The sequence below is a fragment of the Streptomyces sp. NPDC048288 genome, from assembly GCF_043201555.1.
Classification (GTDB): Bacteria; Actinomycetota; Actinomycetes; order Streptomycetales; family Streptomycetaceae; genus Streptomyces.
The window spans coordinates 53,804-74,348 of the sequence record NZ_JBICZD010000025.1 but is presented as its reverse complement, the minus strand read 5'-3'; the positions used below and the strand labels follow the sequence as shown (position 1 = coordinate 74,348).

Genomic DNA, 20,545 nt, shown 5'->3' with positions numbered 1-20,545 from the left:
GATGTGAAGACAGGCATGGCCGCCGATGACGGCGGCATACGCGACCTGAGCGAGGCCAACCGGCTCGCGTCCGACCTGCGGCTGGCGGTGGGCCGTGTCACGCGGCGGCTGCGGCAGGCGCACGCGGTGGGCGACATGTCACTGTCGGGGGTGTCCGTGCTCGCGCGGCTCGCCGCCGACGGGCCGGACTCCCCGACCGCCCTCGCCGAGATGGAACGGGTACGGCCGCAGGCCATGGCCAGCACCCTCGCCCAGCTCGAACAGCGCGGTCTGGTCCGCCGCAGCCCCGATGCCGCGGACGGCCGCCGGAGCATCGTGGCCGTCACCGAGGAGGGGCGGGCCGTGCTCGCCGAGCGGCGCTCGGAATCGGTACGGCGGCTCGCGGCCGTCCTGGACGAGTTCTCCGCCGCGGAGCGGGCCGCGCTCGCCTCGGCCCTGCCGCTGCTCGACCGGCTGGCGGCCCGGCTGTGAGCGCCCGCGAGCGGCTCGGCTCACTGCGCTCGGCCCGCCGCACCGACCTTCCGGCCGGGCCCGGCTACAAGTGGGTCGCGCTGTCGAACACCACCCTCGGGGTGCTGATCGCCACGATGGACGCGTCGATCGTGATCATCTCGCTGCCGGCGATCTTCCGCGGGATCGGCCTCGACCCGCTCGCGCCGGGCAACATCGGCTATCTGCTCTGGATGATCCTCGGATACCTGCTGGTCTCCGCGGTGCTGGTGGTCGTGCTCGGACGGCTCGGCGACATGTTCGGGCGGGTGAAGATCTACAACCTGGGCTTCCTGATCTTCGCGTGCGCCTCGGTCGCGCTGTCGCTCGATCCGTTCCGGGCCGGGGCGGGTGCCCTGTGGCTGATCCTCTGGCGGATCGTGCAGGCCTTCGGCGGGTCCATGCTGACCGCCAACTCGGCCGCGATCCTCACCGACGCGTTCCCGGCCCGGCAGCGCGGCATGGCCCTGGGCATCAACCAGATCACGGCTCTGGCCGGCCAGTTCCTCGGCCTGCTCGCGGGCGGCCTGCTCGCCGCCGTCGACTGGCGGGCGGTGTTCTGGGTGAGCGTTCCGGTCAGCATCACGGGGACCGTCTGGTCGTACCTGAGCCTGCGGGAGACCTCGACGGGCCGCCCCGGCCGGATCGACTGGCTGGGGAACATCACGTTCGCGGCCGGCGCCGGCATCCTGCTGGCCGGTATCACCTACGGCATCCAGCCCTACGGCGACAGCGCCACCGGCTGGGGCAACCCGTGGGTGCTCGGCGGCCTGATCGGGGGCGTCGCCCTGCTGCTGGCCTTCTGCGTCATCGAGAGGCGCGTCGCCGAGCCCATGTTCGACCTGGCCCTGTTCAAGGTCCGGGCGTTCGCCGCGGGCAACCTGGCCGCCCTGCTCACCGCGATCGCGCGCGGCGGGCTGCAGTTCATGCTGATCATCTGGCTGCAGGGCATCTGGCTGCCGCTGCACGGCTACGACTTCGAGGACACCCCGCTGTGGGCCGGCATCTTCATGCTTCCGCTGACCCTGGGCTTCCTGATCGCGGGGCCGGTCTCCGGCTATCTCTCGGACCGGTTCGGCGCCCGGTTCTTCTCCACGGCCGGGCTGGTCGTCGTGATGCTCTCCTTCCTGGGGCTGCTGGCACTGCCCGTGGACTTCGACTACGGGCTGTTCGCGGCGCTGCTGCTGCTCAACGGGCTCGGCCAGGGCATGTTCTCGGCGCCCAACACCTCCTCGATCATGGGGAGCGTGCCGGCCGAGTACCGGGGCGTCGCCTCGGGCATGCGCTCGACGTTCCAGAACTCGGGTACGGCGCTGTCGATCGGCGTGTTCTTCTCGCTGATGGTCTCGGGGCTCGCGTCCTCGCTGCCGGAGACCCTGAAGAGCGGGCTCATGGCGCACGGCGTGCCGGCCGGCTCCGCCGCGCACGCCGCGTCGCTGCCGCCGGTGAGCACGCTGTTCGCGACGTTCCTCGGCAACAACCCGATCGAGCACCTGCTCGCCTCCGAGGGCGTCCTCGACCATGTGTCGGCGGCCCAGCGTGCCGTGCTGACCGGGCACAGCTTCTTCCCGCGACTGGTCTCCGGCCCCTTCCACCACGGCCTGGGCATCGTCTTCGGCGTGGCCGCGGGCATGGCGCTGGTCTCCGCCGTGGCCTCCGCGCTGCGCGGCGGCCACCGGGCCGGGCCGGCCCCCGAGAAACCCGAGGACCGGCCCTCTACACGGTCACCGCAGCCCCGCCACACGGGCTCCGGTCACGGGTAGGAGGTCAGGTTCGCCACGTTGGTGGACGAGTTCGACGGTCCTCCGGTGTTGTTGACGACGTGGCTGATGGTGCCGGTGCCGCCGAGGGAGACCGTCACCATGTCGGTGAAGCGCACGTTGGCGTTGTTCGGTGCCTCGATGGCGTGCGCCGCGACCACGCTCGGGTTGACGTTGAAATAGCAGTAGCTGCCGAGGCCGTACGCCTGGTGGCTGGTGACCGAGTCGGCGACCTTGTAGGCCGCGTAGCCCTGCGTCGAGCCGTTCATCCAGGACGACTGGTTGGGCGGGTCGTAGGGCATCTCGTTCTGGTAGAAGTACGTGCGGCCGCCGTTGCCGTTCCAGATGGTCTGGTACTTCTGGAAGTGCTCGACGAACAGGCCGTACATGGTCACGTTGTTGCCGTTGACGACCAGTCCGGTGTCGGCCGTGTTCGTGGTCCAGCCGACTCCGGTGCCGTGGTCGGCGCGCCAGATCCACATGTGGTCACCGATGACGTTGCCGCTGTTGACGACCAGGCTCGTGGTGGCCTTGCCGACGCCCGCCCCGCCGACGCGGAAGTACACGTCGTGCAGCGAGGTCGGGTCGGCCGCGTGCGAGGCCGAGGAACCACTGGGGCCGACCTCCATCAGGGTGCTGGAGTTGGTGGTGCCGGCGTCGAAGAGCAGCCCGGCGACCTGGACGCCGTCGACGTCGGCGACCTTCATGGCGGTGACGCCGTTGTCCGGGACGAGGGTCGCGAGCCCCAGGCCCAGCACGACGGTGTCGGCGCGGTTGATCTGCAGGGTCTGGTCGAGGTGGTAGACGCCCGGGGTGACCAGGAGGTTCTTGCCCGCCGTCAGGGCCGCGTTGATCTGCGCGGCGGTCGCGCCCGGCTTCACGACGTAGAAGGTGTCCAGGGAGAGCGAGGTGCCCGCCGTGGTCCCGGAACTCCAGCTGGTGCCGGTGGAGTTGGTGCGGGTGCCCGGCACGAACACCTGGTAGGCGCCGGCGCCGTCGACGTACAGGAACGGCTTCTCGCGGGTCACCGGGCTCTGCGCCACCGTGGTGTACGGCGGGCTGGGGAAGCTGGTGGCGGGGACCCCGGTGCTGCCGGTGAACACCATGTTCCAGTTGGCGCCGGTCCAGCTGCCGAGCTGGGAGTTGCGGGTCAGCCACTGCTGCTGGCTGCCGGAGTCGACCTGCCCGTTGATCTGGCTGTCGGCGATCAGGCCGCCGCTGGACCAGCCGCCGTCGTCCAGGGCGAGGTTGCCGCGCAGATGCATCCGGCGGTAGGCGGCCGCCTGCGAAACAGCCCAACGGTCGCTGCCCGAGGCCGGGTTGACGGAGAGGTTCTCGGCGCCGCGCCAGAAGTTCTGGGTGGCGTTGCCCTGGAACCAGTCGGCCTCCGCGTGCACCGCGCCGTTGATGGAGACCGCGTCGGGCGACAGGCCGAGGCCGAGCACCTGGGTGTAGAAGCCGACGTTGACGTCCGCGCTGTAGGCGCCCGGCTTGAACATCACCGCGTAGCGCTGGGAGCCGAACTGGTTGGTCTGCTGCTGCTGGAAGATCGAGTCCAGCTTGCTCTGGATCGTCGCGGCGGACATCGACGGGTCGAAGACGACCACGTTGGAGCCGAGGTCAGGGTTGCTCGTCTGAGCCACGGGCACGACCTGGAAACGCTGGGCTGCGGTGCCGTTGCAGGTGTACTGCACGAACTGCACGCTGTCGGCGGTCGAGGCGCCGGGATCGTCCAGGCACTTGCCGCTGTTGCGGTTGACGAAGTGGTAGGCGCCGCCGCCGTCGTCGACGGGCAGCCACTGCTGGTTGCTGCCGCCGCCGTAGGTCCACAGCTGGACGGCCGCGCTGTCGGCGGTGGAGACGCCGGTGACGTCCAGCACCTCGTTGGTGTTGTTGGCGTTGTTGATCCGGACGTAGCCGCCGCTGGTGGAGGTGAGGCTCCACTGCTGGGCGGTGGTGTTGTTGCAGGTGTACTGCTGGACGACGGTGCCGTCGGCGGTGGCGGCGGCCTTGGCGTCCACGCACTTGCCGCTCGCCGCGTTGAGCAGCGTGACGTTGCCGGTGGGCAGCGTGGCGGCCGACGCGGGCGAGGAGGCGCCCGCCGCGGTCAGCAGGGAGGCGGCGACAACGGCCACCGCGGCGGCGGCCGTTGCTCTGCGCCGCCGGAGAAGGCGAAGCACGGGTTCTCCTAGGGACGAGAATGCACGAGAGGTGCGGGAAGGGTGGGAGGTCAGCCCGTGTACCCGGCGAAGACCCGCGTGTAGTCCCAGTTCGACTGGCTCACGCCCGAGCAGCTGTCGGCGGAGCCGCCGGTGCAGGGCCGGTCGCGGTTGGCGGACCAGAAGGTGAGCCGGGCCAGGTGGTGCTGCTGGGCGTAGGCGAGGACGGTCCGGAAGTCGGCCACCGTGACGGTCTCGCTGTTGTCGGTGACGCCGTTCATGGACGAGATGCCCATGTCCCGGTAGGCGGTGTCGTCGCTGTAGCCGTACGCGGACTTCAGCGCGTTCTTCAGGCCCTCGGCCGCCTGGGTGGTGAGGTTGCCCATGTTCTGCCCGGCGCCGCCGAAGTCGAAGGGCATGATGGCCCAGGCGTCGACGGTCAGCCCGGAGGACGCGGCCCGGTTGATCAGGCTGGTGTCCGGGCCGCTCTGGCCGGTGCCGATGGTGATGTACACCTTGAGACCGGGATTGTTGGCCTTCACCGTCTTCAGCGCGTCCACGGTCCGCTGCTGCACGGTCCCGCTGCTGTAGGCGTCGGCCTCCAGGTCGATGTCGATCGCCTTGAGCCCGCCGTAGGCGTTGATGACCTTCTGGTACGCCGCCGCCAGCTCGCTCGCGCTGGAGCAGGAGCCCTCCAGCTTGTTGCCGCTGTAGCCGCCGAACGACGGGATGACGTCACCGCCGTTGGCGCGCACCGTGTTGACGGTGCTCTGGTCGACGCCGCCGGTCAGCGCCCGGCTGCCGTCCCACTGCGGGTTGCAGTAGCCGTTGCTGAGGACGAACGCGAGCGTGTAGTACTTCACGCCGGTCGCGTTGGTGATGGTGGTCGGGCTCGGCGGGTCGCCCCAGCCGTTGTAGAGGTACGGCGCCACGGCCATCGGCGCGGACGGGGTGGTGCCGCCGCCGTCGGCCGCGGGGGCCGCCCACTTCTGGTTGGCGGTGCCCGCGCAGGTCCAGATCTGTATCCGGGTGCCGTTGGCGGAGCTGTTGCCGGTGACATCCATGCACTTGTTCGCCTGCGGGTTGACGATGTCGTTCGCCGACGACACGGTCCACTGCTGGTTCGCGCCGCCGGAACACGTCCACAGCTGCAGCTTGGCGCCGTCGGCGGTCGAATTGCCGGTCACGTCGAGACACTTGCCGAGCGCGCGGAGGGTGCCGTCGCTGCCGCGGGTCCACTGCTGGGCGGAGGTCCCGTTGCAGTCGTAGAGCTGAACGGCGGTGCCATCGGCGGAGTTGGCGCCGGCGACGTCGAGACACTTGCCGGCGAGGCCGGTGACGGTGCCGGTGGCGGCCTGCGCCGGAGCGACGGTGAGCAGGCCTGCGGAGAGCGTCAGCGCGGCTATGGAGACAGCCGTGGGGAGAGGTCTGGCCATTGCGGGGGGTGGCCTTTCACGCGGGGGGATGCAGCACGGTCTGTGCTCAACGCCCCTGTCGAGCCTGGGCCTTGAGCACATCCGCGAGGCTTTGTTTAAGGCGTGAAACTAAAGGTCCGGACCACCGGCGTCAAGGGGTGCGCCCCGAAGGGGCGCGGGGAACTGCGCGACCAGCCACGGCGAACGCGCACCCGAAAACGGCCCGCACCCCTACGACGCCCCCTCAAACCGACCCCACCTCCGCAAACTGCGTCCGGTACAGCTCCGCATACCGCCCCTCCACCGCCAGCAGCGACTCATGCGTACCGCGCTCCACGATCCGCCCGGCCTCCACCACCAGGATCTGGTCGGCGGCCCGGACGGTGGACAGCCGGTGGGCGATCACCACGGCCGTACGCCCCTCCAGCGCCTCGGCGAGGGCCTCCTGGACGGCCGCCTCCGAGGTGTTGTCGAGATGGGCGGTGGCCTCGTCGAGGATGACCACGCGCTGGCGGGCCAGCAGCAGCCGGGCGATGGTCATGCGCTGGCGCTCGCCGCCGGAGAGCCGGTAGCCGCGCTCGCCGACCACCGTGTCCAGGCCGTCGGGCAGCGACCGTACGACCTCGTCGAGCCGGGCCCGGCCGAGGGCGGCCCACAGCTCCTCGTCGGTGGCGGCCGGCCGGGCCAGGAGGAGGTTGGCGCGGACGGTGTCGTGGAAGAGGTGGCCGTCCTGGGTGACCATGCCCAGGGTGGCGCGCAGCGAGCCGGCGGTCAGGTCGCGGACGTCGACGCCGCCGATGCGGACGGCGCCCTCGTCGATGTCGTACAGCCGCGGCAGCAGTTGCGCGATGGTGGACTTGCCGGCGCCGGAGGAACCCACGAGGGCGACGGTCTGGCCGGGTTCGGCGCGGAAGGAGATGCCGTGCAGGACCTCGGCGCCGCCGCGCGAGTCGAGGACCGCGACCTCTTCGAGGGAGGCGAGGGAGACCTGGTCGGCGGCCGGGTAGGCGAAGCGTACGTCCTCGAACTCGACGGCGGCCGGCCCCTCGGGGACCTCGCGGGCGTCCGGTTTCTCCTCGATCAGCGGCTTCAGGTCGAGCACTTCGAAGACCCGCTCGAAGCTGACCAGCGCGCTCATCACCTCGACGCGGGCCCCGGCGAGAGCGGTGAGCGGGGCGTACAGCCGGGTGAGCAGCAGGGCGAGGGAGACGACGGAGCCCGCCTCCAGGGTGCCGCGCAGGGTGAACCAGCCGCCGAGGCCGTAGACCAGGGCGAGGGCCAGCGAGGAGACCAGGGTCAGCGAGGTCATGAACACCGACTGGGAGGTGGCGGTGCGCACGCCGATGTCCCGGACCCGGGAGGCGCGGGCGGCGAACTCGGCCGACTCCTCCTCGGGGCGTCCGAAGAGCTTGATCAGGGTGGCGCCGGGGGCGGAGAACCGCTCGGTCATCCGGGTGCCCATGTCGGCGTTGAGGGCGGCGGCCTCGCGCTGCATCCGGGCCATCCGGCCGCCCATCCGGCGGGCGGGCACCACGAACACCGGCAGCAGCACCAGCGCGAGCAGGGTGATCTGCCAGGACAGGGTGAGCATCACGGCGAGGGTGAGCACCAGCGTGACCAGGTTGCTGACCACGCCGGACAGGGTGCCGGCGAAGGCGCGCTGGGCGCCGATGACGTCGTTGTTGAGACGACTGACCAGCGCTCCCGTACGAGTGCGTGTGAAGAACGCGACGGGCATGCGCTGCACATGATCGAACACAGCCGTACGCAGGTCGAGGATGAGCCCCTCCCCGAGCGTCGCCGAGAGCCGCCGCCCGAGCACCCCGAGCGCCGCCTCCGCGAACGCGACGAGCGCGATCAGCAGCGACAGGCGTACGACCGTGCCGGTGTCGTGCCCCGCCACGATCGCGTCGACGACATGGCCGGCGAGCACGGGGGTGGCGACGGCGAGCAGGGCGGTGACCACCCCGAGCAGGACGAAACGGACTATGCCCGCCCGGTGCGGGCGGGCGAAGACGGCGATACGGCGCAGTGTGGCCCGGTCGAACGGGCGCCGCTCCTGCTGGGCGGTCATCACGCTGTGCAGCTGCATCCAGGCGGTGGTCTCCATACTCATGGGAGAGAACGTAGGACCTCAACCATCGTTGAGGTCAATGTCCGCTCGCCGACCCCCCGTACGAAGGACCCGATGAGCCCTCCGAAGGTCCCGCCCGGCCCCGCGAAGCCCCAGGTGAGCCTCCTCGCTCACCCGCTTCCCGGCCGTCATCCGGTGTCTCCTCTTCCGCCACCCGCAGTTGGGTCGGCGCGGAAAACCTCTCCCGGTGTGACAGCGGTAAGAATCCCCGGCTTCCGTGCGGGCCGTCTCCTCCGGCTCATCCGCCGCATCCCCTGGCGGCACATCCTGACCCTGATTCCGCTCGCGCTGGTCGCGGTGATCGCGGTGCAGCACTGGCCGGTCCTCGTCGAGGGCTTCGGCCATCTCCGCGACGCCTCCTGGCCCTGGCTGCTGGCGGCGGGCGCCGCCACCTGTCTGACCTGGGTGGCCGCGGCCTTCACCCGGCAGGGCGCGGTGATCCAGCCGCTGCCCCGGTGGCGGCTGCTGGCCACGCAACTCGCGGCGGGCTCGGCCAACCACCTGCTGCCGACGGGCCTCGGCTCGGGCGCGGTCAACCTGCGGTTCATGACGGTGTGCGGGGTGCCGCTCGCCACCTCCTCGGCCGCCCTCGCCCTCTACCTGCTCGCCGAGTCGATCGCCCGGGTGGGCCTGATGGCCGTCCTGTTCGTGGCCTTCCCGGACGCGCTGCGGCTCGACGGCCTGCTCCCCGACGGGGACGTCGGGCCGGTCCTGGCCGTGGCGGGCGCGCTGCTGGCCGCCGCGGTGGGCGTGCTGTTCCTCGTACGACGGGTGCGCGAGCCGGTGTTCCGGTTCGTGCGGACCGCGCTGAGCGAGGCCCGCTCGGTGCACACGCGTCCGACGCGCGCGCTGGCGCTGTGGGGCGGCTCGCTGGCCTTCCCCGCGCTGCAGGCCGCCGGGCTGGTGGCGGTGGGCCGGGCGCTGGGTCTGTCGGTGCCGCCCGCGCACATGGCGCTGGCGTACCTGGCCGCGACGGTCGCCGTCGCGCTGATCCCCACGCCGGGCGGCCTGGGTTCGGTGGAGGCGGCGCTGATCGTGGCGCTGGTGGCGGCGGGCGGCCCGGTGGCCGTCGTGACGGCCGTGGTCCTCGCCTACCGGATCATCACCGTGTGGGTGCCGTTGCTGCCGGGAGCCCTGACACTGGGAGCGCTGGTACGACTGAAGGTCATCTGAACTCGCCGCGGAGGAGACACCACATGCCGGTCCGCCTGGAACGCAAGGGTCACGTCAGTACGGTCGTGCTCTCCCGGCCCGAGGCGCGCAACGCGGTGGACGGGCCTACGGCGGCGGAACTGGCCGCCGCCTTCCGGGAGTTCGAGGCGGACGACACCGCCCGGGTGGCCGTGCTGTGGGGCGAGGGCGGCACCTTCTGCGCGGGCGCGGATCTGAAGGCGATGGGCGGCGGGAACCGCAACCGGGTGGCGGAGGACGGTGACGGCCCGATGGGCCCGACCCGGCTGCGGCTGTCCAAGCCGGTGATCGCCGCGATCGCCGGGCACGCTGTGGCCGGCGGCCTCGAACTGGCCCTCTGGTGCGATCTGCGGGTCGCCGAGGAGGACGCGGTGTTCGGCGTCTTCTGCCGCCGCTGGGGCGTGCCGCTCATCGACGGCGGCACGGTACGGCTGCCCCGGCTGATCGGCACCGGCCGGGCGATGGACCTCATCCTCACCGGCCGCCCGGTCCCGGCCGCCGAGGCCCACGCCATGGGCCTTGCCGACCGGCTCGTCCCGCCCGGCCGCTCCCGCGAGGCCGCCGAGGAACTGGCCGCCTCCATCGCGGACTTCCCCCAGGCCTGCCTGCGCAGCGACCGCGCCTCGGTACTGGACCAGGAGGGGCTGGACGTAGAGACGGCGATGCGCACCGAGATCCGCCACGGCATGGGCGTCCTCGCGGAAGGCCTGGAGGGGGCAACGCGGTTCGCGTCGGGGGCCGGGCGCCACGGATCCTTTCCGGGCGACTGAGCGGGCACGCGCCCGGGGTCCGCCACCGGCGGCCGACCGGCCGACCGGCCAACCGCCCGGGTCCCGTCACCGGCAACGGAGCAACCACCCGCACGGGTCCCGTCACCGCCAACGGAACGACCACCCGCAGGGGTCCGTCACGGACAACCGCCCAACCACCCGCACGGGTCCGCCACGGACAACCGCCCAACCACCCGCACGGGTCCGCCACGGACAACCGCCCAACCACCCGCGCAGGTCCGTCACGGGCGGTCGGCCAGCCACTCCAGTGCCGCTCGGCCGGTTCTGGACCCTTCTCGGGACGCTGTCCGGGCGTCCTGGCCCGGCTGTCGTAGGCCGCCTGCTGTGAAGACGCCGGGGCGGTCGGTGAAGGGGCCGTCGGTGAGGGTGAGGCGGGCGCGGCGGGCGAGTTGGTTCTCGGGGGCGAAGTCGCCGGTGAAGACGACCGTGTCGCAGGGCAGGACGCCGGTGCGGCCGTCGAGGTGGCGGATGCGGACGCCGGACAGCTGTTCGCGGCCGAGGATCTCGGTGACGGTCGTGCCGGTGAGGAGGGGGACGCGGGCGCGCAGCCGGGCGTCCAGCGCGCGCAGCGAGCCGGCGCGCGGCCGGTCGGTGACCATCGCGACGAGTTCGGCGCCCGCCGCCCGTACCGTCCCGGCGGCCGCGTAGGACACGTCCTCCGCGCCGACCACCACCACCCGCTCGCCGATCGGCTGCCGGTAGCGGTGGACCGCCTGCTGGAGTTCGCCGCCGGTGCGGACCCCGGCGGGCCGGGTGCCCGGGATGAGCCGTGCCGCGCGGGGGCGTTCGTAGGCGCCGGTGGCGAGGACCACGGCCCGTGCGGTGACCGTCTCCGGACCCCGCTCGCCGACGGTGGCGAGGGCGAGCGGTCCGGCCCAGTCCAGGGCGGTGACCCCGGTACGGACCACCACGCCCGCCGCCGCGGCGGCCTCGACGAGCAGGCGGGCGTAGGCCGGTCCGGTCAGCGGCCGGGTCCAGGTGCCGAATCCGCCGTGGGCGCAGTGCCGGGCCACTCCCCCGGCCCGCGGTTCCCGCTCCAGCACCTCCACCCGGCCCGCTCCGCCTGCGGCGAGCCGGGCGGCGGCCGCGAGACCGGCGGGCCCCGCGCCGACCACGAGGACGTCGACGTGGCGTTCGGCGGTCGTCATCGGGTGTGCCCGGCCTTCTGCTCGAACAGGTCGCGTACGGTCGCCCCGCAGTGGAAGCCCTGGCACCGTCCCGCCCCGGCCCGGGTACGGCGGCGCAGGCCGGCCAGGGCGCGCGGCGGGACCGGGCCGGTGAGGGCGTCGCGGATCTCGCCGAGGGTGACCCGCTCGCAGTGGCAGACGATGACGTCACCGCCCCGCTGGTAGGGGCGGGGGAAGGCCTCGCCGAGGTTCGGCATCCGGACCGGTGGCAGCTCGACCGGGTCCCTCAGGTCCAGCCCCGAGTCCCGCAGGAGGCCCATGACATGGGCGGCGACGGCGAGGGAGGCGGTGAGGCCGGTGGAGCGGATGCCGCCGACGGTGACGTACGCCTGGCCGGGGTGGGCGCAGATGCGGTAGTCGTCGTGCTCGGTGGCCGCGCGCAGTCCGGCGTAGACGGCGGTGACCTCCTCGTCGAGGAGTGCGGGCAGGATCCGGCGGCCCTTCTCGCGCAGCGCGGCCAGCCCGTCGGCGGTCGACTCGGTGGCGGACCTGTCGTCCAGGTCCTCGGCGGTGGGGCCGAGCAGGACGTTGCCGTAGACCGTGGGGGCGACCAGGACGCCCTTGCCGAGGGCGGTGGGGACGGGCAGCAGGATGTGCCGGACCAGGTCGCGGGCGGGCTTGTCGTAGACGATCAGCTGGCCCCGGCGCGGGGTGACGGTGAAGGCGCGGTGGCCGAGCAGCCGGTCGAGGGTGTCGGCGTGCAGGCCGGCCGCGTTGACCAGGTGACGGGTGCGCAGCGGGCCGCGCGAGGTGGTCAGGGTGTGCAGGCCGTCGTGGCGTACCGCGCGCTCCACCCGGGAGTTGAGGTGCAGGTCGACACCGCCCCGGACGGCCTGGGTGGCGTAGGCCAGGGTGGTGCTCCAGGGGCAGACGATGCTCTCGCCGGGGATGTGGAGGGCGCCGAGCGCGCCGGGGCCGAGGTGCGGTTCGCGGGCGTACAGCTCGCGCGCGTCCAGCGGGCGGGCGTCCTGGTAGTCGTTGCGTACGGCCTTGCGCGCGAGGTCCGGGAGCGCGGCGAGTTGCTCCTGGTCCCAGGCGACCAGGAGGGCGCCGACCGGCTCGACCGGGATGCCGGAGGCGGCGGCGTAGCCGGCGAGGAGCCGGGAGCCCTCGCGGACCAGGCGGGCCTCCAGGGTGCCGGGGTGGGCGTCGAAACCGGTGTGCAGGATGGCGGTGTTGGCCTTCGAGGTGCCCTGGCCGACATCGTCCTGGGCCTCCACCAGGGCGGCCCGCAGGTGTGGTCGGGCGGCGAGTTCGCGGGCGATCGCGCTGCCGACGACTCCGGCGCCGACGACCGTCACGTCGTACGGGGCGGCGGGCAGCGGCCCTTCGGCGGTGACCGTCATACCGGGGCTCCCGATCCGGCTCCCGCTCCCGCTCCTTCGATCAGCGCGGCGACGGCGGCCCGGAAGACGCCCAGGCGGTCGGCGGCCTCGGCGGCGGAGATGCGCGGTTCGTAGACGGCGGAGGGCATGTCGTCGGGGAGGAAGTCGACGGGGTCGGTGCCGAGATGGGCCAGGGCGCCCACGCCCAGGGCGGTGGCGTCGGGCAGGGTGGACACCTCGACCGGGCGTTGCAGCAGGTCGGCCTGGGTCTGCATGAGCAGCGCCGAGCGGGTCAGGCCGCCGTCGACGCGGAGCGCGGTGAGCGGGGTGCCGAGGTCGGTGCGGGCGGCTTCGGCGAGCTCCACCACCTGGGCGGCGAGGCCCTCGCACAGGGCGCGCACCAGATGCCCGGGGCCGGTGCCGAGGCCCAGTCCGGTGAGCGAGCCGCGCAGGTCGCCGCGCCACCAGGGAGCGGCGAGCCCGGCCAGTGCGGGCACGAAGGTGACCCCGCCGGTGTCGGGGACGCCGCCGCCCACCCGGTCCAGGTCGGCGGCGCCGGAGATGACGCCCAGGTCGGTGAGCCAGCGCACGGCGGAGGCGGCCGTGTACACCTGGCCGTCCAGGCAGTAGCCGGGCTGTCCGCCGAGCCGCCAGGCGACACAGCCGACCAGGCCGGAGGTGGAGCGCCGGGGGGTGTCACCGGTGTGCGCGAGCAGGAACGCGCCGGTGCCGTAGGTGCACTTGGCGCCGCCGGGTTCGGTGATGCGGTGGGCGAGGAGGGCGGCCTGCTGGTCGACGGCGAGTCCGGTGAGCGGGATCTTGTCGCCGAACTCCTTGGTCGTGCCGACCAGTTGGGCGTTGTCGACGATCTCGGGGAGGCGTTCGGCGGACAGCCCGTAGAGGTCGAGGGCGCGGGAGGACCACTCCACCCGGTCCAGGTCGAGGAGCTGGGTGCGGCTCGCGGTTGCGGCGTCGGTGACATAGGCGCCGGTGAGCCGGTGGACCAGCCAGGCGTCGGTGGTGGTGACGACCCCCTCGGTGGTGAGGTGGCGGCGGATCCAGGCCATCTTGGGTGCGGCGAAGTAGGGGTCGAGGGGCAGGCCGGTGAGGGCGCGTAACTCCTCGGCGTGCTCTTCGAGTCCGGCGCAGACGGTCTCCGCCCGGCGGTCCTGCCAGACGATTGCGTCGGTGAGCGGGCGCCCGGTGCCGGGGTCCCAGGCGAGGACCGTCTCGCCCTGGTTGGCCAGGCCCAGCGTGGTCACCGGTTCACCGGCCTCGGCGAGCGCCCGGCGACCGGCGACGAGCACCGAGTGGTAGAGCTCCTCGGGGTCCGCCTCCACCAGGCCGCCGGGCAGGTGCCGGGTCCGTACGGCGGCGAAGCCGGTGCCGATGACGCCCCGTTCGGGGCAGATCACCAGGGCCTTGGTGCCGGACGTGCCCTGGTCGACGGCGAGCACCGGACCTGTCATCGAGCCTCCCTGACGATCACTGCTCGACAGCCTGCCGCAGGGGCGCGGGCAGCACAAGCGCGCACGGGTCCACCCGGTACGAACCCGCGTGCGGATACGGCAGGATGAGCGGTTGCACAATCGAATGGGAGGTAACCGGTGAACCGAGCGCTCACCGTCGATGACCTGGTACTGGCCGGAATCGCCCTCGCGGCGGGCCTGTTGCTGGCCTTTCTGTCGCGCGGGATGCTGCGCTGGCTGGCCAAGCACGCCAAGCGGACCCGTTGGAGCGGTGACGACGTCATCGTGGACGCGCTGCGCACGGCGATCCCGTGGGCGGCGATCACGGCCGGCGCGGCCGCCGCGGCGGCGGTGCTGCCGCTGACCAGGTCGGTCCAGCACCACACCAACCAGTGCCTTCAAGTGGTGCTCATCTTCGCGGTGACGGTGTCGGCCGCGCGGGTGATCGCCGGACTGGTGCAGTCGGTCACCCAGTCCCGCTCGGGGGTCGCCGGTTCCGCCACGATCTTCGTGAACATCACCCGGGTGCTGGTCCTGGCGATCGGTTTCCTGGTGGTGCTGCAGACGCTGGGCATCTCCATAGCGCCCCTGCTCACCGCCCTGGGCGTGGGCGGTCTGGCGGTCGCGCTGGCCCTCCAGGACACCCTGGCGAACCTGTTCGCGGGCATCCACATCCTCGCCTCCAAGACCGTCCAGCCGGGTGACTACATCCAGCTGAGCAGCGGCGAGGAGGGCTATGTCGTGGACATCAACTGGCGGCAGACGACGGTCCGCCAGCTCTCCAACAACCTGGTGGTCATCCCCAACGGACAGCTGGCGAAGACCAACATGACCAACTACACGCGTCCCGAGCAGCAGTTGACGATCCTGGTGCAGGTGGGCGTGGGCTACGACAGCGATCTGGACCATGTCGAGCGGGTCACGCACGAGGTCATCGCCGAGACCATGACCGAGATCACCGGCGCGGTCCCGGACCACGAGCCCGCCATCCGCTTCCACACCTTCGGGGACTCCCGGATCGGCTTCACGGTGATCCTGGGCGTCGGCGAGTTCAGCGACCAGTTCCGCATCAAGCACGAGTTCATCAAGCGCCTGCACCGCCGCTACCGCGAGGAGGGCATCCGCATCCCGTCCCCGGCCCGTACGGTGGCGCTCCAGCAGGGGGCCGTGGTGATCCCGCAGCAGCGCGTCACGGACGACCTGCCGTCCGGTCTGCCGCACACCGACTAGCCCCCTGCCGGCCCGTCAGAGGGTCGCGGAGTTGTCGTGGTGGTGGCCGCCGCGCAGGCTGTGCGGGGTGGCCGGGGACGGGGTGACCGGGGTGACCGTCCAGTCGGGGTGGCCGGGCATGCGCGGGGTCGTCGTGCCGTAGAGCCAGTCGCGGAGGAAGCCGGTCAGGTCCTGGCCGGTGACCTCCGAGGCCACCGCGATGTAGTCCGCCGTCGAGGCCGAGCGGCGCCGGAAGCGGTTCAGGAAGGTGCGCTCGACCGCGTGGAAGGCGTCCTCGCCGACCAGCTCGCGGAGGGCGTACAGGACCAGGACGCCGCCGAGGTAGCGCTGGCTGTCGAACAGGTCGACCGCGTTCGGGGCGGCCACCGGGCCGGAGTCGTGGCGCCACTGGTCGCCGCGGGCGTAGGTGTCCTTCATCCGGGCTTCCAGGGTGGTCAGGCCCAGGGAGTCCGGCCAGCCGCGTTCGTAGCGGTAGAGCAGCCCGTAGAAGTCGGCGTGGCCCTCGTTCAGCCACAGGTCGGCCCAGGTGGCCGGGGAGACCAGGTTGCCGAAGTAGGAGTGGACCAGCTCGTGCATCATGTGCGAGCCGATCTTCGGCTCCGCCTGGAGCAGGAAGTTCGGCTTGTAGAGGGTGAGGGTCTGGGTCTCCAGGCCGGTGAAGTCGAAGGCCTCCGGGTCGTCGGAGTTGCACGGCAGCAGGCCGTACGTCTCGAACGGGAAGGCCGTGCCGAGCCGGTCCTCCAGCCAGGCCACCTGGCCCGGGGTGAGGGCGAGCGCCGGTTCCAGGGCGGCGGCCCGGGCCGCCGGGACGACGTCCCGCAGCGGCAGTCCGTGCGGGCCCTGCCGGTCCCTGATCACATAGTCGCCGACGGTGATCTGGACGAGTTCCGTGGCGATCGGGGACCGGGAGCGGTACGAGTACGCCGTACGGTCGCCCGGGAGGTTCTCGGTGCGGGTGAGCAGGCCGTTCGCGACACCGCGCACGCCGTTCGGGACGGTGATGCGGAAGGTGAGGTCCGCCTTGTCCGAGGGGTGGTCGTTGCACGGGAAGACGGTGTGCGCGGCGTTCGGCTGCGGGCAGATCGCGAAGCCGTCGGCGGTGGGCACCCAGGCGGTGTACGGGAGGGTGCGGCGCGGGTCGGCCGTGTACGTCACGCACACGGTGACCGCGTCCCCCTCGCACAGCGGCCGGGCGGGTGTGATCCGCAGCTTCTCGTCGGCCTGCTCGTGGGCCGCGTCGCGGCCGTCGACCCGCACGTCGGATATGTCCAGGCCCAGGGCGTCCAGGGAGAACCGGGACAGGTCCTGGGTGGTGCGGACGCGCAGGGTCGCGGTGGCGTCGACCAGGCGGGTGGTGGCGTCGTAGGCGAGATCGAGGTCGTAGGCGAGGACCCGGTAGCCGTCGTTGCCGAGGGCCGGGTAGACCGGGTCGCCGAGGGTCTCCGGGCCCGGGGCGGGCGTGTTGCCCCCGGTCCTCGCGGCGCCGCTTTTCTCCCCCGTGGAGAAGGGACGCGCGAGGGCCGGGGCCCCCGTGGCCAGTACGGTCGCGGTGCCGAGCAGGGCGGCCGCCGGGGCCGTCACTCTGGTGCGATATCTCATGGTCCGCTTTCGCTCGGGCGGCCGGGTGGTCGGTCCGGCCGCCGGTCGATGGTGGCTCGTTCTTCTTGACCACCCCTTTGACCGATCCGGTTGCCCGGCGTATGACAACCGGACAACCGGATCTTCCGAGTCGCGGACCCCTGTCGAGCGCGGGTCGCTCACGAGATATCTTGATGTCGAGCAATGTTGCAGACGTGGAGCGGAGCACCCGGTGACTGACTCGACCATCATCTACACCTACACAGACGAGGCCCCGGCCCTGGCGACGCATTCGTTCCTGCCGGTGGTCCAGGCGTACGCCTCGCAGGCCGGTGTCGCCGTGGACACCCGCGACATCTCGCTGGCCGGACGCATCATCGCCCACTTCCCGGAGTACCTGAACGAGGACCAGCGCATCCCCGACGCGCTGGCCGAGCTGGGCGACCTGGCCAAGACCCCCGAGGCCAACATCGTCAAGCTGCCGAACATCTCGGCGTCGATCCCGCAGCTCAAGGCCGCCGTCGCCGAACTCCAGGGCAAGGGCTACGCCCTCCCGGACTACCCGGACGACCCGAAGTCCGACGAGGAGCGCGAGATCCGCGCCCGCTACGACAAGGTCAAGGGTTCCGCCGTGAACCCGGTCCTGCGTGAGGGCAACTCGGACCGCCGCGCCCCCGCCTCCGTCAAGAACTACGCCAAGACCCACCCGCACCGCATGGGCGCCTGGACCTCCGAGTCCCAGACCAACGTGGTCACCATGGGTGAGAACGACTTCCGCTCCACCGAGAAGTCCGCCGTGATCTCCGAGGCCGGCAAGCTGAAGATCGAGCTGGTCGCCGAGGACGGCACCACCACGGTCCTCAAGGAGTCCGTACCGGTACTCGCGGGCGAGGTCGTCGACGCCTCCGTGCTGCACGTCGCGCAGCTCAACGACTTCCTGGCCGCGCAGGTCGCGCGCGCCAAGCAGGAGGGCGTCCTGTTCTCCGTGCACCTGAAGGCCACGATGATGAAGGTCTCCGACCCGATCATCTTCGGTCACGTGGTGCGCATCTTCTTCCCGAAGACGTTCGCGAAGTACGGCGAGACGCTCAAGACGGCCGGTCTGTCCCCGAACGACGGTCTGGGCGGCATCCTCAAGGGCCTGGAGAACCTGCCCGAGGGCGCCGAGATCAAGGCCTCCTTCGACGCCGAGATCGCCGAGGGCCCGGCCCTCGCCATGGTCGACTCGGACAAGGGCATCACCAACCTGCACGTGCCCTCCGACGTCATCATCGACGCCTCGATGCCGGCCATGATCCGCACCTCCGGCCACATGTGGGGCCCGGACGGCCAGGAGGCCGACACCCTCGCCGTCATCCCGGACTCCTCCTACGCCGGTGTCTACCAGGCCGTGATCGAGGACTGCCGCGCCCACGGCGCCTTCGACCCGTCCACCATGGGCTCGGTCCCGAACGTGGGCCTGATGGCGCAGAAGGCCGAGGAGTACGGCTCCCACGACAAGACCTTCGAGATCGCCACCGCCGGCACGGTCCGCCTGGTCGACGCGGCCGGCAACGTCGTGATCGAGCAGCCCGTCGCCGCCGGTGACATCTTCCGCGCCTGCCAGACCAAGGACGCGCCGATCAAGGACTGGGTGAAGCTGGCCGTCACCCGCGCCCGCGCCACCGGCGACCCGGCCGTCTTCTGGCTGGACGAGGGCCGCGCCCACGACGCGCAGCTGATCGCCAAGGTCGAGCAGTACCTGGCGGAGCACGACACCGAGGGCCTGGACATCCGGATCCTGTCCCCCGTCGAGGCCACCAAGCTGTCGGTCGAGCGCATCCGCCGCGGCGAGAACACCATCTCCGTCACCGGCAACGTGCTCCGTGACTACCTGACCGACCTCTTCCCGATCCTGGAGCTGGGCACCAGCGCCAAGATGCTGTCGGTCGTCCCGCTGATGGCGGGCGGCGGCCTCTTCGAGACGGGCGCCGGCGGCTCCGCCCCGAAGCACGTCCAGCAGCTGGTCAAGGAGAACTACCTGCGCTGGGACTCGCTCGGCGAGTTCTTCGCGCTCGTCCCCTCCTTCGAGCAGTACGCCGACTTCACCGGCAACGCCCGCGCCAAGGTGCTGGCCGACACCCTCGACCGCGCCACGGCGACCTTCCTCAACGAGGACAAGTCCCCGACCCGTCGCGTCGGCGGCATCGACAACCGCGGCAGCCACTTCTACCTGTCCCTGTACTGGGCGCAGGAGCTGGCCGCGCAGACCGACGACGCCGACCTGGCCAAGGCGTTCGCGCCGTTCGCCGAGTCGCTCGCCGCCGACGAGCAGAAGATCGTCGACGAGCTGCTCGCCGTCCAGGGCTCCCCCGCCGACATCGGCGGCTACTACCAGCCCGAGAAGGCCAAGGCGGACGCGGTCATGCGCCCGTCGGCCACCTGGAACGCGGCGCTCGCGGCCCTCCGAGCCACAGCCGCCTCCTGAAGTCCTGAAGTCTCCGCCCCGGCAGGCCACCCGCCCGCCGGGGCGGAGCCATGTCCGGCCCCCGGCCCCCAGGCCCCGTCCCGCCGCCACCGCGGCCGGCGGTGTCCCGGCCGACCGCTCACCACTCCCGGGGCGCGATCAGCTCCTCGACGTCGGCGTCCGCGAAGCCGTAGGCCTGGGCGACGACCCAGAAGTCCCCGCCTATCTTCTCGCGGGCCACCGTCTCGATCTCGCTGCCGGCCGCCTCGAACTCGGCCTCCAGGGCGTTGAACTCCTCGGTGGCCGCGTGAGTGAGGACGTAGAGCGCGGGCAGGTCGGCGGGACGGTCCGCCTCGATGCGCTCGCACAGCCTCAGGAGGATGTCCCGGCCCCGGTCCACCACCCGGTCGGGGAAGTACCCGTCCTCGTACAGCCCTGCGAGAAAAGCGTGCCCGGTGATCCGGGGATTGCTGATCGGCATGGTGCCGCCCCGCCCTCGTCCGTGGTCGATGTGACACCTTGATCCTGCACCCCGCCACTGACAACGCCCCGGAGCCGCCCGTGTCCCAGCCGTCGTACGCGCTCCTGCCCGGCGCCGACGAATCGCCCGTGATCCTGCACGTCCCGCACTCCGCACGGACGATCCCGGCCGCCGTCCGGGCGGACATCGTGCTCGGCGACGAGGCGCTGGAGCGGGAGCTGGACCACATCACGGACGCGCACACCGCCGGGCTCGCGGAGGCCGCGGCCGGGCTGGCCGGGGTGACCCCCTGGCGGTTCGTCAACCGGCTGTCGCGGCTGGTGGTCGATCCCGAGCGGTTCCCGGACGAGCGGGAGGAGATGCTCGCCGTCGGGATGGGGGCCGTGTACACGCGGACCACGCACCGGGAGGTGCTGCGGGACGCGTCCTGCGCCCCCGAGCCGCTGGTCGAGCGGTACTTCCGGCCGTACGCGCGGGCGATGACCGGGACTGTCGCCGGGCGGCTGGCCGCGACCGGGCGGGCCGTGGTCATCGACGTGCACTCCTACCCGAGCCGGGCGCTGCCCTACGAGCTGCACGCGGCCGGGCCCCGGCCGCCGGTGTGCCTGGGCACGGACGCCTTCCACACGCCGGCCGAGCTGACGGCGGCGGCCCGCGAGGCCTTCGCGGAGTGCGGGGAGACGGGACTGGACAGCCCGTTCGGCGGGACCTACGTACCGCTGGAGTTCTACGGGACGGACGCGCGGGTCGGCGCGCTGATGGTGGAGATCCGCCGGGACCTCTACATGACCGAGCCGGGCGGTCCGGCGGGCGCGGGGCTGCAGCGGGCGGCCGCCGCCCTCGCCGCGCTCGTGGACGCCGCCGGCCGCTGACCCTCCGGCTGGAGCATT

General features: G+C 72.2%; 14 protein-coding genes and 1 pseudogene. 7 read left to right on the top strand and 8 right to left on the bottom strand.

Annotated features, from left to right (window positions below; translation table 11 throughout):
* Positions 1-15 precede the first annotated feature (15 nt).
* Positions 16-471 carry a MarR family transcriptional regulator gene (locus ACGFZS_RS48125; protein WP_365684000.1) on the top strand — a complete coding sequence of 152 codons (456 nt, stop codon included), beginning with the start codon at positions 16-18 and terminating at the stop codon, positions 469-471.
* A complete protein-coding gene (locus ACGFZS_RS48120; RefSeq protein WP_393800551.1) occupies positions 468-2,252 on the top strand; it encodes an MFS transporter in 1,785 nt (594 codons plus the stop codon). Before ACGFZS_RS48125 ends, ACGFZS_RS48120 begins: the two co-directional genes overlap by 4 nt.
* On the opposite strand, the gene ACGFZS_RS48115 is transcribed toward ACGFZS_RS48120, so the two are convergent.
* From ACGFZS_RS48115 to ACGFZS_RS48105, 3 genes are all read right to left on the bottom strand, one after another.
* Positions 2,243-4,429: an RICIN domain-containing protein gene (locus ACGFZS_RS48115; protein ID WP_393800550.1), complete on the bottom strand. Its 2,187-nt coding sequence runs from the start codon at positions 4,427-4,429 to the stop codon at positions 2,243-2,245. The two genes, ACGFZS_RS48120 and ACGFZS_RS48115, sit on opposite strands and share 10 nt — an antisense overlap.
* Before the next feature lie 50 nt (positions 4,430-4,479).
* Positions 4,480-5,844: a ricin-type beta-trefoil lectin domain protein gene (locus ACGFZS_RS48110; RefSeq protein ID WP_393800549.1), complete on the bottom strand. Its 1,365-nt coding sequence runs from the start codon at positions 5,842-5,844 to the stop codon at positions 4,480-4,482.
* A gap of 223 nt (positions 5,845-6,067) precedes the next feature.
* Entirely contained in the window at positions 6,068-7,933 is a 1,866-nt protein-coding gene (locus ACGFZS_RS48105; RefSeq protein WP_393800563.1) for an ABC transporter ATP-binding protein, read from the bottom strand.
* A gap of 213 nt (positions 7,934-8,146) precedes the next feature.
* On the opposite strand from ACGFZS_RS48105, the gene ACGFZS_RS48100 reads away from it, so the two are divergent.
* Both ACGFZS_RS48100 and ACGFZS_RS48095 read left to right on the top strand, forming a co-directional pair.
* A complete protein-coding gene (locus ACGFZS_RS48100) occupies positions 8,147-9,130 on the top strand; it encodes a YbhN family protein (RefSeq protein ID WP_393800548.1) in 984 nt (327 codons plus the stop codon).
* Between the two features lie 23 nt (positions 9,131-9,153).
* Positions 9,154-9,918 carry a crotonase/enoyl-CoA hydratase family protein gene (locus ACGFZS_RS48095; protein ID WP_393800547.1) on the top strand — a complete coding sequence of 255 codons (765 nt, stop codon included), beginning with the start codon at positions 9,154-9,156 and terminating at the stop codon, positions 9,916-9,918.
* A gap of 251 nt (positions 9,919-10,169) precedes the next feature.
* Here the strand turns inward: ACGFZS_RS48095 and ACGFZS_RS48090 are convergent.
* From ACGFZS_RS48090 to ACGFZS_RS48080, 3 genes and pseudogenes are all read right to left on the bottom strand, one after another.
* Positions 10,170-11,087 (bottom strand): annotated as a pseudogene (locus tag ACGFZS_RS48090) (FAD-dependent oxidoreductase); the annotation flags it as partial.
* On the bottom strand, positions 11,084-12,472 hold the full coding sequence (locus ACGFZS_RS48085) for an FAD-dependent oxidoreductase (protein ID WP_393800546.1): 1,389 nt from the start codon (positions 12,470-12,472) through the stop codon (positions 11,084-11,086). The gene ACGFZS_RS48085 and the pseudogene ACGFZS_RS48090, both read right to left, overlap by 4 nt.
* Positions 12,469-13,920 carry an FGGY family carbohydrate kinase gene (locus ACGFZS_RS48080; protein ID WP_393800545.1) on the bottom strand — a complete coding sequence of 484 codons (1,452 nt, stop codon included), beginning with the start codon at positions 13,918-13,920 and terminating at the stop codon, positions 12,469-12,471. Before ACGFZS_RS48080 ends, ACGFZS_RS48085 begins: the two co-directional genes overlap by 4 nt.
* Before the next feature lie 138 nt (positions 13,921-14,058).
* On the opposite strand from ACGFZS_RS48080, the gene ACGFZS_RS48075 reads away from it, so the two are divergent.
* Complete coding sequence (locus tag ACGFZS_RS48075; protein WP_365683161.1) at positions 14,059-15,150, top strand: mechanosensitive ion channel family protein; 1,092 nt, start codon at positions 14,059-14,061, stop codon at positions 15,148-15,150.
* A 15-nt stretch (positions 15,151-15,165) separates the two neighbouring features.
* On the opposite strand, the gene ACGFZS_RS48070 is transcribed toward ACGFZS_RS48075, so the two are convergent.
* The gene (locus tag ACGFZS_RS48070) at positions 15,166-16,749 is read right to left on the bottom strand and encodes a M1 family metallopeptidase (protein WP_393800544.1); all 1,584 of its coding nucleotides are present in this window, start codon (positions 16,747-16,749) and stop codon (positions 15,166-15,168) included.
* Between the two features lie 211 nt (positions 16,750-16,960).
* On the opposite strand from ACGFZS_RS48070, the gene ACGFZS_RS48065 reads away from it, so the two are divergent.
* A complete protein-coding gene (locus tag ACGFZS_RS48065) occupies positions 16,961-19,195 on the top strand; it encodes an NADP-dependent isocitrate dehydrogenase (protein ID WP_393800543.1) in 2,235 nt (744 codons plus the stop codon).
* Positions 19,196-19,313: 118 nt separating this feature from the next.
* Here ACGFZS_RS48065 and ACGFZS_RS48060 read toward each other — a convergent pair whose 3' ends face one another.
* Positions 19,314-19,655, bottom strand: coding sequence for a DUF5713 family protein (locus ACGFZS_RS48060; RefSeq protein WP_393661941.1), 342 nt, complete (start codon positions 19,653-19,655; stop codon positions 19,314-19,316).
* Between the two features lie 80 nt (positions 19,656-19,735).
* Between ACGFZS_RS48060 and ACGFZS_RS48055 the strand changes: the two genes are divergently transcribed.
* Complete coding sequence (locus tag ACGFZS_RS48055; protein WP_393800542.1) at positions 19,736-20,527, top strand: N-formylglutamate amidohydrolase; 792 nt, start codon at positions 19,736-19,738, stop codon at positions 20,525-20,527.
* The last annotated feature ends 18 nt before the right edge of the window (positions 20,528-20,545 follow it).

What these genes read in the sequence shown, in the direction of transcription:
- ACGFZS_RS48125 (WP_365684000.1), top strand. Translation starts at nt 16, where the DNA reads ATGGCCGCCGATGACGGCGGCATACGCGACCTGAGCGAGGCCAACCGG.
- ACGFZS_RS48110 (WP_393800549.1), bottom strand. Translation starts at nt 5,844, where the DNA reads ATGGCCAGACCTCTCCCCACGGCTGTCTCCATAGCCGCGCTGACGCTC.
- ACGFZS_RS48105 (WP_393800563.1), bottom strand. Translation starts at nt 7,933, where the DNA reads ATGGAGACCACCGCCTGGATGCAGCTGCACAGCGTGATGACCGCCCAG.
- ACGFZS_RS48095 (WP_393800547.1), top strand. Translation starts at nt 9,154, where the DNA reads ATGCCGGTCCGCCTGGAACGCAAGGGTCACGTCAGTACGGTCGTGCTC.
- ACGFZS_RS48085 (WP_393800546.1), bottom strand. Translation starts at nt 12,472, where the DNA reads ATGACGGTCACCGCCGAAGGGCCGCTGCCCGCCGCCCCGTACGACGTG.
- ACGFZS_RS48080 (WP_393800545.1), bottom strand. Translation starts at nt 13,920, where the DNA reads ATGACAGGTCCGGTGCTCGCCGTCGACCAGGGCACGTCCGGCACCAAG.
- ACGFZS_RS48070 (WP_393800544.1), bottom strand. Translation starts at nt 16,749, where the DNA reads ATGAGATATCGCACCAGAGTGACGGCCCCGGCGGCCGCCCTGCTCGGC.
- ACGFZS_RS48060 (WP_393661941.1), bottom strand. Translation starts at nt 19,655, where the DNA reads ATGCCGATCAGCAATCCCCGGATCACCGGGCACGCTTTTCTCGCAGGG.